Origin of the sequence: Enterobacter sp. ECC-249, assembly GCF_043965265.1 — a bacterium.
GTDB lineage: Bacteria > Pseudomonadota > Gammaproteobacteria > Enterobacterales > Enterobacteriaceae > Enterobacter > Enterobacter quasiroggenkampii.
The window spans coordinates 4,537,260-4,550,371 of record NZ_CP143660.1 but is presented as its reverse complement, the minus strand read 5'-3'; the positions used below and the strand labels follow the sequence as shown (position 1 = coordinate 4,550,371).

11 protein-coding genes are annotated in these 13,112 nt (G+C 57.2%); 2 read left to right on the top strand and 9 right to left on the bottom strand.

What is annotated here, in order from left to right:
• Nucleotides 1-21: 21 nt before the first annotated feature.
• Nucleotides 22-417, bottom strand: a complete 396-nt coding sequence (locus V1587_RS21600) for a YraN family protein (protein WP_111964949.1) — start codon at nt 415-417, stop codon at nt 22-24.
• On the bottom strand, nt 375-2,552 hold the full coding sequence (locus tag V1587_RS21595; RefSeq protein ID WP_395314483.1) for a penicillin-binding protein activator: 2,178 nt from the start codon (nt 2,550-2,552) through the stop codon (nt 375-377). The genes V1587_RS21600 and V1587_RS21595 overlap by 43 nt, the downstream gene beginning before the upstream one ends.
• A gap of 62 nt (nt 2,553-2,614) precedes the next feature.
• Between V1587_RS21595 and rsmI the strand changes: the two genes are divergently transcribed.
• Together rsmI and V1587_RS21585 are read left to right on the top strand one after the other, a co-directional pair.
• Nucleotides 2,615-3,478 carry a 16S rRNA (cytidine(1402)-2'-O)-methyltransferase gene (gene rsmI, locus V1587_RS21590; protein WP_048028870.1) on the top strand — a complete coding sequence of 288 codons (864 nt, stop codon included), beginning with the start codon at nt 2,615-2,617 and terminating at the stop codon, nt 3,476-3,478.
• 5 nt (nt 3,479-3,483) lie between these two features.
• Nucleotides 3,484-4,464, top strand: a complete 981-nt coding sequence (locus tag V1587_RS21585) for a Fic family protein (RefSeq protein WP_371899165.1) — start codon at nt 3,484-3,486, stop codon at nt 4,462-4,464.
• A gap of 19 nt (nt 4,465-4,483) precedes the next feature.
• Here the strand turns inward: V1587_RS21585 and V1587_RS21580 are convergent, their stop codons facing one another.
• From V1587_RS21580 to agaF, 7 genes are all read right to left on the bottom strand, one after another.
• Entirely contained in the window at nt 4,484-6,373 is a 1,890-nt protein-coding gene (locus V1587_RS21580; protein WP_371899164.1) for an enterotoxin, read from the bottom strand.
• A 16-nt stretch (nt 6,374-6,389) separates the two neighbouring features.
• On the bottom strand, nt 6,390-7,562 hold the full coding sequence (locus V1587_RS21575) for a MalY/PatB family protein (RefSeq protein WP_395314482.1): 1,173 nt from the start codon (nt 7,560-7,562) through the stop codon (nt 6,390-6,392).
• 12 nt (nt 7,563-7,574) lie between these two features.
• Nucleotides 7,575-9,146, bottom strand: coding sequence for a maltose/glucose-specific PTS transporter subunit IIBC (gene malX / locus V1587_RS21570; RefSeq protein WP_371899162.1), 1,572 nt, complete (start codon nt 9,144-9,146; stop codon nt 7,575-7,577).
• 116 nt (nt 9,147-9,262) lie between these two features.
• Nucleotides 9,263-10,135 carry a tagatose-bisphosphate aldolase subunit KbaY gene (gene kbaY / locus V1587_RS21565; protein ID WP_371899161.1) on the bottom strand — a complete coding sequence of 291 codons (873 nt, stop codon included), beginning with the start codon at nt 10,133-10,135 and terminating at the stop codon, nt 9,263-9,265.
• A gap of 12 nt (nt 10,136-10,147) precedes the next feature.
• On the bottom strand, nt 10,148-11,293 hold the full coding sequence (locus V1587_RS21560) for an SIS domain-containing protein (RefSeq protein ID WP_395314481.1): 1,146 nt from the start codon (nt 11,291-11,293) through the stop codon (nt 10,148-10,150).
• A gap of 246 nt (nt 11,294-11,539) precedes the next feature.
• A complete protein-coding gene (nagA, locus tag V1587_RS21555) occupies nt 11,540-12,673 on the bottom strand; it encodes an N-acetylglucosamine-6-phosphate deacetylase (protein ID WP_371899159.1) in 1,134 nt (377 codons plus the stop codon).
• Nucleotides 12,670-13,104, bottom strand: coding sequence for a PTS galactosamine/N-acetylgalactosamine transporter subunit IIA (agaF, locus tag V1587_RS21550; protein WP_045355421.1), 435 nt, complete (start codon nt 13,102-13,104; stop codon nt 12,670-12,672). Before agaF ends, nagA begins: the two co-directional genes overlap by 4 nt.
• Nucleotides 13,105-13,112: the final 8 nt, after the last annotated feature.

Here is a 13,112-nt window from a genome sequence, read left to right as displayed (position 1 = left end):
GTTATCCCTTTTAAATCTTAATTATGCGTCTTCGCCAAAAGCGTTTTTAAGCCATTCGATCTCATTTCCGGTGAAGGCTATCACATCGAACCGGCAATCCACAGTATCAAAACTCCCATTATGGCGGGCAAGCCACAAGTGGGCAGTCTGTAATAATTTATGTTGTTTGGCGAGCGTCACGCTGGCGGCAGCACCGCCAAAACGGGAGGACTGTCGGAAGCGGACTTCTACAAACACGGTGACCTGACCGTCTTTCATGATCAGATCAATTTCGCCGCCGCGCCCGCGGACGTTAGCGGCGATAAAGCGCAGTCCTTTGCCTTCAAGCCAGCGACGCGCCTTTAACTCCCACGCATCGCCGGTCTCTTTACGGCTTAACTGGCCGGGACGATCTGCCCCTGCTGGTATTTGAGCCATGATAACTTCCTGTTGATCACGCAGTCCTGAGTCGCGGTCAGATCGCCGGTGTTGCCGTTAAGCTCAAAGCCTGGCACCTGACGCATCTGGGTAAAGTGGTTCGCCAGTGCCCATGCATCGACACCCATTGCATACAGACGCGCCAGCGAATAATCGTTACGTACGGTACTCAGCGCCTGCTGCATCAGCGCCGGGTTGCTGCCTGCCAGCATCGGGATTTCGCTGTACTGCAGGCCGTCCATTTCCAGACGGAAATCCGGGCCAGCGGTGCCCTGTGCGCTGCGGGAGCTGGCGTAGAGCGTTGCGCCGCTCTGGCTGCCGTTACGCATCGCGATCATCGGCTTGATAAAGGCGATCTCCTGCGGCGTGGCAACGATATAGGCCGCATCCACTTTACCGCCACCGCTAATCTGCGCGTCGGTTGGTGGGGCAGGGATCGTCAGGCCGCCGATCGTCACGCCCTGCTGCTGCGGCAGGCTCGCGGTGACCGGGCTACCGTTAAGCGCGATACCCGCTCCGCCGTTTACGCCAGCGCGCAGTTCAGAGACGGAACCGAATTTCTGCTGCAGCACCACGCCGCCGCCAAGCTTCTGCCACTCATCGGCAAAGGCATTGGCTACGCGATCGCCCAGCGCACTGCGGGGGATGAGCAGCAGCGGAGCCTGCTTACCCTGCTCGTGAATATGACGCGCCGCATCGCGGGCTTCATCTTCAGGGGAAAGCGCAAAATAGCAAATATTGGCCCGGTTCTGAACCTGCTCTGGCTGGTTGAGCGCCAGCACGTTCAGCGTGGTATTGCTCTTCATCAGCTCTTCCACGTTGTTTTTCAGCAGCGGGCCGACAACGATGCTCGCCCCGTCCTGTTGAACCTGCGCCAGAACCTGGTCAAGCGGCTGCGAGCTGGTGTCGTAGATTTTCAACTCAGCGCCCGGGTTGGCGCTGGTGGTTGCCACGGCCTGCGGCTGCGCGGCAGGTTGAGCGGTAGGCTGTGCAGTCTGCTGTTGAGGCTGTTCTGCAGTTGCGTCAGGCGCTGGTGCCGCTTGCGTCTCGGCCGGAGCCTGGGTCGCAGGTGCTGTAGTTGACGGTTCTGCTGTAACCGGTGCAGCAGTAGCCGGAGGCGTCGTCGGGGCCGTCACCGGATTTTGCATCGTGCCCTGCGCTGGCGCTTGCGCCGTGGTCAGGTCGCTGGTCTCTGCGGCGGATGGGCTGACAACATCATTCACGTTAGCCGCCTGGGCCGCCTGTGCGGGAACGGCGCTGCCGGTTACCGCCGTCGTGCCGTTTTTCGCCGCTTCAAAGCCCTGCTGAATGGTACGGCCAAACACCGCCGCCTGGCCGTTGAGCGGCAGAAGCAGGGCGATTTTGCTGGTCGAGGCGGGCTTAAAGTTCTGCACATTCACCAGCTGGGTTGGCAGCATTTTCGCGCCCGGGTTTTGCGGGTAGCGCGTCTGCCAGTCCGTAATACCGGCTTTCAGCATCTTTGGATCGCTGCGGTTGTTAAACCACATCTGCTGCAGATCCAGCCAGCCCTGCAGGACGTTTTCATCCGCGTTGATGACCAGCGACTGCGCCTGTTCCTGGGTCATCGACGCCAGCGCTTGCCAGGTGGCATCGATATTTTTCTGCTTATCGGCATCGCCGAGCAGCGGCTCTTGCGCGATGAGGGCGCGGAGCAGCGTCAGGGAAGGCCGCCCCTGCTCTGCGGTAATGCCCGCCTGCCAGAAGCGCGCCTGCTGGTTTTTATCCAGCGCGCTCACGTCAATGTCCCCGAAGATCTTCTTCGCGGCAGAGTAATCTTTCAGCGCGACCTTCAGCTCGGCAGAGAGTAGGCTCTGCTCACGACGCTGGGCGTCGTTAAGATCTTTCGGCAACTGGTTAAACAGTTCGGCAGCCTGCTGGGTTTTACCCTCTTTCAGCAGTGCACGAATGGCGAGTAATTGCCAGTTGGTCTTGGTATCATTTGAACTCTGCGACATTTGTTGCAGATAAAAGCCAGAATCAGCCTGAGCAGAACCCTGAAGATGGGCGGTGCTCTGGTCAGGTGCCTGGGTGCCACAGCCTGCAAAGATCAGGGCTGCCAGCAGAAGCGGCACGCTGCGCGTGGCTTTTTTTCGAAGAAACGTTAACGGTACCATACTGTATCCAGTGATTTTTTTTACGCAATGCTCAATATTAAATCGGCAATACGGACGAAACAATGAAACAACACGAAACGGCAGATAATTCTCAAGGCCAGCTTTATATTGTACCTACTCCAATCGGGAATTTGTCTGATATTACCCAACGTGCGCTCACCGTACTGCAAGCTGTTGATTTAATTGCTGCTGAAGATACCCGCCATACCGGCCTGCTGCTGCAACACTTCGCGATTAACGCCCGTTTGTTTGCTCTGCACGATCACAATGAGCAACAAAAAGCCGAAACGCTGGTGGCGAAGCTGAAAGAGGGGCAGAACATTGCCCTGGTCTCCGACGCCGGTACGCCGCTGATCAACGATCCCGGCTATCACCTGGTGCGTACCTGTCGCGAAGCCGGTATTCGCGTTGTGCCGCTGCCCGGGCCGTGCGCCGCGATTGCTGCGTTAAGCGCCGCAGGTCTGCCGTCTGACCGTTTCTGCTATGAAGGCTTCCTGCCTGCCAAATCCAAAGGCCGCCGCGACGTCTTAAAAGACCTGGAAGCGGAACCGCGCACCCTGATTTTCTACGAATCCACGCACCGCCTGCTGGAGAGCCTGGAAGATATGGTGACCGTCTGGGGGGAAGGCCGCTACGTGGTGCTGGCGCGCGAGCTGACCAAAACCTGGGAAACCATCCACGGAGCGCCGGTAGGTGAACTGCTGGCGTGGGTGAAGGAAGACGAAAACCGCCGCAAGGGTGAAATGGTGCTGATTGTCGAAGGGCACAAGGCGGAAGAAGACGCGCTTCCAGCCGACGCGCTGCGTACGCTGGCGCTGCTGCAGGCGGAACTGCCGCTGAAGAAAGCGGCGGCATTAGCGGCGGAGATCCACGGCGTGAAGAAAAATGCGCTGTATAAGTATGCGCTGGAGCAGCAGGGGGAATAAGCCAAATGAGCCGCTATCAGCCTCCTTTCACCATCACCCCCTTTATTCTCAATCAAGTGGTTGAGATTGGTGAGCTATTAGGACATTGGGCGGCACATTCAGGTCGAACCTCTCCGCTTCTCCGTAAAGAGAACCGTATTCGAACCATTCAGGCCTCGTTAGCGATTGAACACAACTCGCTGACGACAGGCCAGGTGACTGCAATTATGGAGGGCAAGCGCGTGCTTGCTCCCGAAAAAGATATTCAGGAAGTACGCAACGCTATCCTGGCATATGAGAAATTGCCCGAATGGAAACCATGGAAGCTCAATGACTTACTCAGTGCACACCGATTATTAATGACTGGTCTGGTCGATCACCCCGGCAAGCTCAGGAATGGAGATGTAGGGATATACCGTGGAAACCAGTTAGTTCACATGGCTCCACCAGCTTCGCAGATAAATCGCCTTATCGACGATCTTCTTACCTGGATTCAGCAAACCGATCTTCATCCGCTGATTGCCAGTTCAGTATTTCATTATGAGTTTGAGTTTATTCATCCCTTTTCGGATGGAAATGGCCGCATGGGGCGGCTGTGGCAAACGTTGATCTTAAGCCAGTGGCGTGCAGAACTGGCATGGCTGCCCGTTGAGACACTCATTCATTTCCAGCAAGGGCGCTATTACCAGATTTTAGGGCAATGCGATCGGGCCAGTGATTGCACGGTATTCGTGGAATTCATGCTACAAAATATGGCGGAAGCGTTGCGGGAAGGAATCAGTATGTCGTCCGTCATGTCGGAAAAAATGTCGGAAGAATTGTCGGAAAAAGAAAAGGCTATCCTTGAGCTTCTTACCGTTCAACCGCGATTGACTGCGGTAATGTTGGCCTCTGTACTGGGCGTGACTTCCCGCACCGCGGAACGATATCTCCATTCTTTGCAAACAAAAGGTAAATTGAAACGCATAGGGGCAAAGAAAGGCGGAAGCTGGCAGGTCATGGCATAACCTGCCAGCTGAACACGCCTTATTTACCCGGTACCGCCTCAAACACCAGCGTTTCCAGCGGTTGCAGCGTAATCACCACGGCGTTTTTGTACGCCTCCGGTACGGTTGAATTACGTCCATACACCGCCTTCAGACTAAACTGCGCCGCGTTTCCTGTCGGGACTTCGAAATCTCTCGTCAAATCCAGGTAGTAGCTTTGCGGCTTATCCGACGGGTTACGCAAGCCGAGAATCGCTTTGTCTTTATTCCATGAAGCCCAGCCGTAAACCTGCAGCGCCGTTGGGTCGCCGCCTATCCAGTGGGTGTCCACCAGCACGCTGGCGTTTTCCCGGGACCATTTCGCCGCCTGCGCCAGGGTATCCCACTTCGCCTTATTCAGCATTGACGGGGTGATATACAGCTCCTGCAGCTGCGTACCGGTCGCGAAATAGCTCCAGACCTGGTCGGCAAAATCGCTGTTCGTTTGCACTTTCTCCAGACCGTAATAGGCGTTTTCCGCGCTGACGATCCCGTGGTACATCAGCGAGTTCAGCGGGAACAGCGGGCCTTTGCGCACAATGGAGCGGTACGTTTCCGCATCGCGGTAGGTCATCCACTGCTGCACCGGCGTGCCGGGGCCGTAAAGGTTGATGTCATCGCCCTGGCGCCAGATGGAATCAGCGTAGAACAGCCAGGACGGGCTGGCGTTGGTCCCGGTGGTCAGGTTGATAAACAGATTCGGGTTGGCGCTGCGCATGTTGTGCAGCAGGGCGATAGAGGCGTCAAAATCCGAGGCGAACGGACTGCCCTTAATATGCGAATTAGCATTTCCCATCCCATCAAGTTTGAACGAGGTAATGTGTTCGTTTTTGATAAGCTTAACGATCTGCTCATTGAAGTTCTTAAAATAGTTCGGACCTGACAGCGCCAGCTTCCCGTCAACGGTTTCGAAACCGTACTCTTTTGCATGCGAAACGCGAGTATCGCGCGGTTTGTTGTATCCACCCCACGGCGAGAGCCACAGACCCACGGAGCTGTGCAGGCTGTCGGCTTTTTCTCGAACCTTGCCAAAACCGTTGCTGAATGCTGGGCCAAACAGCCAGCGCCCGGTAAGGTCGTCCCAGCCGTCGTCCAGCAGGAAGGCGTCCAGCGCCACGCCGCGTCCGGTGATAAATTCCTTATTCCACTCGTCCATCCGCCCCAGCACATCCTGCTCGGTGTACGGATTGAAAAAGCCGATATCCATCCAGCTGTTGTAGTGCAGATAAGGCTTGTACGGCCGCGGACGTACGGCATCAATAAACTGGTTCACGCTGCGGCGCAGCTGGCTAGTTTCCGGAAATGTGCCGAACCAGGTGGTGTAGCTGACCGGCGTTTCAGGCTGAATGGGGGTTTTCAGCTCGACGTTGAGGTTGGTCGTCGCTTCATAGGCGTAAGTGTTAACGATGGGCTTGTCCGGCAAAATAAAGAACGAATCAGCCACGATCGGCGAACTGTTAATTGCCCCGTCTACGTAAGGTGCCTGCGACTGCTTTTTCGTCGGGAAGAAGGTAATTTTCGCCACGTCTCGCGGCTGGCCGACTGCGGCAACGGTGTAGTCGATGCTGGCGTATTTCCCCTTCACCAGATTCAGCTTCACCGTTACGTTAAAGTCCGGATGGGTAAAGTCGACGACAATCGCGCTGTCCTGCTTTTCGACGTGCTTGATTTTAAAATCTGCGGTGTGGATTTTTGTCTCATCCGGCAGCGTCAGAAAGAACAGCTCCTGCGGCGTGAGAGGATGGTTAGCCTTGCTGTCCTTCACTACCACCGTTGCGTTTGCGTCATCAAACGACAGGGCAATATTGTCGTTATTGAGCGCGTAGTTGGCGGCCAGAGCGCCATGAGAAACAGAGAGAGCCAGCAGCGAAAGAGTGAGCACTTTTTTCATCGGGTTTAGATCCTTATCAGTAATGCTTCAGCATTCGGGTGATGGACTGCTCCAGCCAGTAGCGCTGGGTGCCGAAGTTAATCCGCAGGTAGTTTTCGCCGTTTTGCACGTAGTGGCTGCCGTCTTCAATGACCACGCCCGCCTGCCGGGCAAAATGTTGGGTTAACTGTGTGGCGCTGCGCTCGTCGGCGCTCACGTCTATCCAGGCCAGATACGACGATTCCGGGTTCATCATCTTCCACGCCGGGAAGTGGGTCTGAATAGCGTCCGCAAGGTAGCGCGAGTTGCCTTGCAGATACCCGTTCAGCGCGTCGAGCCACGGCAGACCGTGCTGGTAGGCGAGGATAATCCCCCATACGCCGAACATATTGGGTGAGGTAATCGAGTTCTTCTCAAGCTGCTGGCGGAAGCGCCGGCGCAGCGAATCGTCCGGGATCATCGAATAAGACGTTTTCAGCCCGCCTAGGTTGAAGGCTTTATTTGGCGACGTCAGCACGATCAGGTTGTCCAGTGCGGCACAGCCGGAGCTCAGACAGCTGACGAATGTACCGTCCAGAATGTGCTCGGCGTGAACCTCATCAACCACCAGAATGGTGCCGTAGCGCTTGCAGAGATCGGACACCTGACGTATCTCATCCGCGCGCCAGATTCGGCCCGAGGGGTTATGCGGCGAGCAGAAGAACCACAGTTTGGGACGGTGGGTTTTGAGCTGATCTTCAATCAGATGAAAATCCAGCTGATAGCGGTTTTCCTCCACGCGGAGCGGGTTAGCGAGGATCTTAACGCCCTGGCGCTGTGCCGCCATTGCAAACGGATCGTAGACCGGCGTGTTCATCATCACGCTGTCGCCAGGCTGGCAGAACGCCTGAACCGTGTAGTGCAGCGTGGAGACGGTGCCGTAGGTCAGGGTGATCCACGACTTCGCGACCTCAACCTGATGACGCATGCGCTGAAAGGCAATCGTCGCGTCGTAGAATTCGTCGAAGCACCAGGTATAACCAAAGGTGCCGTGCTCCACGATGCGCTGGAAGCCTTCAATAACGGCGGGCGGCGAGGTGAAATCCATATCTGCGATCCACAGCGGGATAAACCCCTCCGGAACATCACCAAAGCGTGAGCAGACAAACGCATGGTCCCATTTGCGGCACTTATCGCTTTTACGCTCGACGATTTTGTCGAAATCAAACACAACGACCCCCTGTTAAATTAAGGCTTCAATGCCGGTTTTGACGCTCTGCACCTGCGGGCCAATGATCACCTGCACGCTGTGAGCATCTAGCACAACCACCGACAGGGCGCCCGCCGCTTTCAGCGTCTGTTGATCGATAAGGCCCATCTCTTTCACCACCAGACGCAGGCGGGTGATGCAGTTGTCGAGCGACTCTATGTTCTCTTTGCCACCGAGCGCCTGCAGGATAAGCTCATGATCGTATTTCGATTTTCCACGCGCGCGGGTGTTGGCTTCGACGGCCTGCTGTGCAGCCTGTGCATCCACTTCACGTCCCGGCGTCTTGATATCGTGTTTGAGGATGTACCAGCGGAATACGAAGAAGTAGATGGCAAACCAGGCGATACCGACTGGGAACAGCAGATACCATTTGGTCGACATCCCCTGCATCACGCCAAAGATCAGCAGATCCAGAATCCCACCGTCGGTGTTGCCGATGGTGACGCCGAGCAGGGCCATCACCATCAGCGCCAGGCCAGACATCACGATGTGGAAGGCGTAAAGCACAGGTGCGATAAACAGGAACAGAAACTCAATCGGCTCTGAAATACCGGTGACGACGGACACCAGCACGCCGGAAAGCAGCAGCCCCTTAATCACCGGGCGGTTTTCCGGACGCGCGGTGCGGTAGATGGCGTACGCTACGGCAGGTAAGCCAAAGATAAAGGTCGGCATAAACCCTTGCGACAGAAACGCGGTAACGTGCGGGCTAAACGGCAGTCCGGCTTTCAGCTCGGCGTAGAAGATATTCAGCGCGCCGGCCACTTCATGGCCGTTGACCATTTCAATGCCGCCTGCTGGCGTGAAGCGCACCATCGCCAGCAGAATGTGGTGCAGGCCGAAGGGTTTAAGCAGCAGCACGCCTACGCCGTAAAGGAAGGGGCCAAAAACGCTGGTGCTCTGGATAATATGTCCAATCCCGGCAATCCCCAGCGCCACGTATTCCCACAGCAGGGGAATGAACAGCCCGACCAGCGAAAGGGTAAGGGCGGTGATAATCGGTACAAAACGGATGCCGCTAAAGAAGGCAAAGGCGTCGAGGAGGACCGTGTCCTGAAAACGCTCGTGCAGGAAATAGGTAATCACCCCCACCACGATGCCGCCCAGCACGCCCATCTCCAGGGTCTGGATCCCCAGCACGATCGATTGTCCCACCTGTTTCATAGTGGCGGCATCGGCAAGCTGGTGGGTGGCGATCAGGTAGTAGTTAATGCTCATGTTCATCAGCATGTAGCCAACGAACCCGGCAAAGGCGCCTACGGCCTTGTTGCGTTTCGCGAGGCCCATCGGGATCGCCATGGCGAACATCAGCGGCAGATAGGTAAAGGCGAAGCCGCCCACCATGGCGATAAAGCCAAAAGTCAACTGCGTTAACTCGCCGCCCAGAAAGGGAAAACTTTTAATGGTGGAAGGGCTGGTAACGGAGCTACCGATCCCCAGCAGCAGCCCCATAAAGGCCAGCAGGGAGACCGGGAACATAAAGGTCTTTCCCAGGCTTTGGAAAAATTCCCACGCTTTCGATTTAAACGACTTTTCCTGTGTCATGTAGGGACTCCTCGGATTTTTAGGATAATGGAAGGCGCTGTCCGGCTTAAGGACGCGCCTTCATATTTGCGAGGCTTATAGTTATTTTTTAGGTGCTGACGTAATGCGCGATGGGATCAGGCTTCCGCTGGAAGCAATAGCCGGTTTGCGGAGCCGCAAACGGTGATTTTGCTTCTGACCACCTCTTTCATGGCGTCCATGCCGACCCGCATATAGAAGCGCGGATCGTTCCCCTGCGGGTTGTCGGCAAACCAGGCCTTAACCGCGTCAGAGAAAGCAATTTTCAGCTCGGTTGCCACGTTAACTTTGCACACGCCCAGTTCGATGGTGCGACGCACATCCTCATCCGGCACATCGCTCGCGCCGTGCAGCACCAGCGGCACGCTTACCACTTCGCGGATTTCCGCCAGCCGCTGGAAGTCGATTTTTGGGCGTTTGGTATACAGGCCGTGCGCGGTGCCGATGGCGACGGCAAGGCTATCGACGCCGGTCAGTTCGACGAAGCGTTTCGCCTCCTGCGGATCGGTGAGAAACGCGCTTTCCGCGTCAACGCTCATGTCATCTTCCATTCCGCCCAGGCGGCCCAGTTCGGCCTCGACGCTGCAGTCGTTGAGGTGGCAGAAATCGACCACCGACTTCACCAGCTTCACGTTCTGTTCAAACGGATAGTGGCTGCCGTCGATCATCGCGCTGCGCACGCCCGCGTTGACCTTGCGGCGAATATCTTCCAGCGATTCGTGGTGATCGAGGTGCAGCGCCAGCGGCATGTCGTAGGTGAGGGAGTAGGCGCTGCACAGGGCGTAGATCTCTTCCAGCGCAATATGCTTAAAGGTGCCCGGCGTGCCCGCGAGGATCACTGGCGATCGCATTTCGCTGCATACTTCGAGGATCGCCTGGATCGTCTCCGCGTTGTGGATGTTGAACGCCGGAACGGCATAGCCTTTTGCCTGCGCGTCCTGGAGAAGATATTTCGTCGAGATAATACTCATAATCAGATCCTCTTAAGCCTGCCACGGATGAATAACAACGCCTTGCACCACGCGGTTGACCGTTCCGCTGGCGGATGGCGTATCGGGCGTATTGCCCACGCTGAGCGACTGCGTGAGCGCAAAGACCTGGGCATAGATCAGGAAGCAGAACGCCTGTTCCATATCGCTAAACGGACGGGAAGGCGGCAGCAGAATGTGCGGACCCGCCTCAATTGCTGGATCGTTTTCAGCGGCGATGGCGACGACGCGCAGGGCCTGGCGATCGCGGCGCAGCTCGGCCAGCAGATCCAGATCGTACTGACGCGTATACGGATGGCTGGAGATGAACACCACCACCAGCGTTTCGTTATCCACCAGCGACTTTGGCCCGTGACGGAAACCGGTGGGGGAGTCGTAGAATGCCGCCAGCTTGCCCGCCGTCAGCTCCAGCACCTTCAGCGCCGATTCGCGCGCGGCTCCCTGCAGGCCGCCGCTTCCCAGATACACGACGCGTTTCCACGCTTCATTACCAAAGACGCCGTGGCTGAAATCGCCGAGCGTAGTGAGGATCGCCTGACAGCGATCGGCAACGTCGCGGAAGGTGTGGCTATTGATCGTTTCCGGGGCAAATACGGCCAGACAGCTCGCCATCATGGTGGTGATACTGCTGGTCATCGCGAACCCGCGATCGTGCGTTTCGGCAGGCATCAGCAGGGCATAAGCGTTATCGCTGTCGACGGCGGTCTGATACAGGCTTCCGGCCTCGTTACAGGTGATCGACAGGTGGTAGCACTCCGGTACGAACTGATTGGCCAGCTCAACGGCTGCGACGCTTTCCGGACTGTTGCCGGATCGGGCAAACGAAACCAGCAGCAGCGGATGCGCAGGGCTGAAGTAATCCATCGGGTTTGTGACCAGGTCAGTGGTCGGGACGGCGGAGATATTTTTCCCGGTGTGGCTCGCAAGCCATGGCGCAACGATATCGCCGATAAAAGCGGACGTGCCCGCGCCGGTCAGGACGATCCGCAGATCGTGCTTGCGCAGCAGCGGCGTCAGGAAGCTGTCGATCGAAGAGCGCAGGCTATCGATATTGTTGAGCGAGCGGATCCAGCTGGCAGGCTGCTGGCGGATCTCTTCCTCGGTCCAGGTGCCGGTTGCGGCGGTGGTAGTTTGTGGCATAACTCAGTCCTTAGTCGTGTGAATTCCACATCAGACGCTGGCAATCGTGTCGCTATCTTTCGTTTCGTTTCACTTGTTCACTTTAGCAGTTGAATAAAATCTATAGAAAAGAAATCGAAACTTCAATGAAAGAAAAGAAATAAAAAGAAAAGTGTGATCGTGAAAGGAAGAGGCAGATTAAAGGAAAGGAAAAGAAAGGCCTTACGATCTCGGGCCGTAAAGCCAAAAGGAGACACAATGAAAGGGCTAAAGGGGGAGAGCCTGGCCCTGAATCCAGATCTGCTGGAGGTGTAAACCCCCGTTCAGTGCGTTGAGATTCGCGCGTTTACCCGGCGCTAACGAACCGAGTTGATTATCCATGCCTAGCAGGCGGGCGGGATGCAGCGAGGCCATATGAATGGCGTCTTCGGCAGTGATACCTGTATGTTCCACCATATTGCGTACAGCGGCATCCAGCGAGAGCGTGCTCCCGGCCAGCCCGCCGGAGCCGGTTCGAACCACGCCGTTTTGCATCGAGACTTCTTTACCACAGAGCGTATACCTTCCGTCCGGCATACCGGCCGCCTGCATGGCATCGGTGATCAGCACCAGGCGTTCTTTTGCGCAGCAACGGCATAACCGCATGGCTCCCGGATGGACGTGATGCCCGTCGGCAATCAGCTCCAGCCACGCCCGTTTATCCGTCAGCCCGGCGCCAACCATGCCGGGTTCTCTGTGATGCAGTCCCGTCATGCCGTTATAGCAGTGCACCAGCCCATCGGCACCCGCATCAAACGCGGCGAGGGTTTGATCGAACGTAGCGGCACTGTGGCCCAGCATCACGCGTATTCCGCGCTGTTTAAGATGGCGAATCGCCTGCAACGCGCCTGGTTTTTCCGGCGCGAGCGCCACCACCCGTAACGTGTCCAGTGAAACGTCAATTAACCTGTCCAGCTCGGCGACATCCAGTTCCCGGAACAGATCCGGCGGATGCGCCCCTTTGTTCTGCGGCGTAAAGTACGGTCCTTCCAGGTAGCTGCCCAGGATCTGCGCGCCGGGGCCGTCCGACTGACAGCGTCGGGCGATTCGCGCGAGCGCGCCGTGGATAGCCTCCAGCGGCGCGGTAACGGTGGTGGGTAAAAAGGCGCCCACGCCTTCGCGCGCTTTATGCATCGCGAGAATATCCAGCACGTCAGGCGCATCATCCATCACGTCCACGCCCGCGCCGCCGTGGACGTGCGTATCGATATACGCCGGGCAGAGCAGTTCCGCATCGCGCGACGTCACGCCCGCCGGGACAGGCTCAATAGCCGCAATCACGCCGTTTTCAATGCGTAGCTGGTGGTCATCCAGCCAGCCCTGTTCGGTAAGCACCCGCCTCGCACGCAGCAGCTGGCTCATATCCCTTCCTCGGCAGGGGCTTCCTCGCGACAGCGTCCCAGCTCGTCTACGAGGCTCGTCAGGCCGCGGTGCCCGCACTCCAGCGCCTGCAGACGAAACGCTTCGCTGCTTAATCCGTCGCGCTCCAGCACCATCTCCAGCAGCAGCTGCAGGTTGGTGCCGGTTATCACTTCACTGCCCGGCCTTTGCATGGCGAGCGTCGACGCCACGCGGAACGGCGTGCCGCCGAGCAGGTCGGTGAGAAACACAATATCGTGCTCTGCATCGAGTTCGCTCACCGCCTGCTCAAGCTGAGCGGTCAGCCGCGCGGTGGTGGACGTTTCGGGAAAATCGATGGCGATAAACTGCGGCTGTTCGCCGAGGATCTGCTTCATCGCCTGCTCAAGCCCGCTGGCAAACCCGCCGTGACCCGTCAAAATAATGCCTAACATCGCAACCT

Coding starts and splice junctions, on each gene's coding strand:
- V1587_RS21600 (WP_111964949.1), bottom strand. CDS start 417: ATGGCTCAAATACCAGCAGGGGCAGATCGTCCCGGCCAGTTAAGCCGT.
- V1587_RS21595 (WP_395314483.1), bottom strand. CDS start 2,552: ATGGTACCGTTAACGTTTCTTCGAAAAAAAGCCACGCGCAGCGTGCCG.
- rsmI (WP_048028870.1), top strand. CDS start 2,615: ATGAAACAACACGAAACGGCAGATAATTCTCAAGGCCAGCTTTATATT.
- V1587_RS21585 (WP_371899165.1), top strand. CDS start 3,484: ATGAGCCGCTATCAGCCTCCTTTCACCATCACCCCCTTTATTCTCAAT.
- V1587_RS21580 (WP_371899164.1), bottom strand. CDS start 6,373: ATGAAAAAAGTGCTCACTCTTTCGCTGCTGGCTCTCTCTGTTTCTCAT.
- malX (WP_371899162.1), bottom strand. CDS start 9,146: ATGACACAGGAAAAGTCGTTTAAATCGAAAGCGTGGGAATTTTTCCAA.
- kbaY (WP_371899161.1), bottom strand. CDS start 10,135: ATGAGTATTATCTCGACGAAATATCTTCTCCAGGACGCGCAGGCAAAA.
- V1587_RS21560 (WP_395314481.1), bottom strand. CDS start 11,293: ATGCCACAAACTACCACCGCCGCAACCGGCACCTGGACCGAGGAAGAG.
- nagA (WP_371899159.1), bottom strand. CDS start 12,673: ATGAGCCAGCTGCTGCGTGCGAGGCGGGTGCTTACCGAACAGGGCTGG.
- agaF (WP_045355421.1), bottom strand. CDS start 13,104: ATGTTAGGCATTATTTTGACGGGTCACGGCGGGTTTGCCAGCGGGCTT.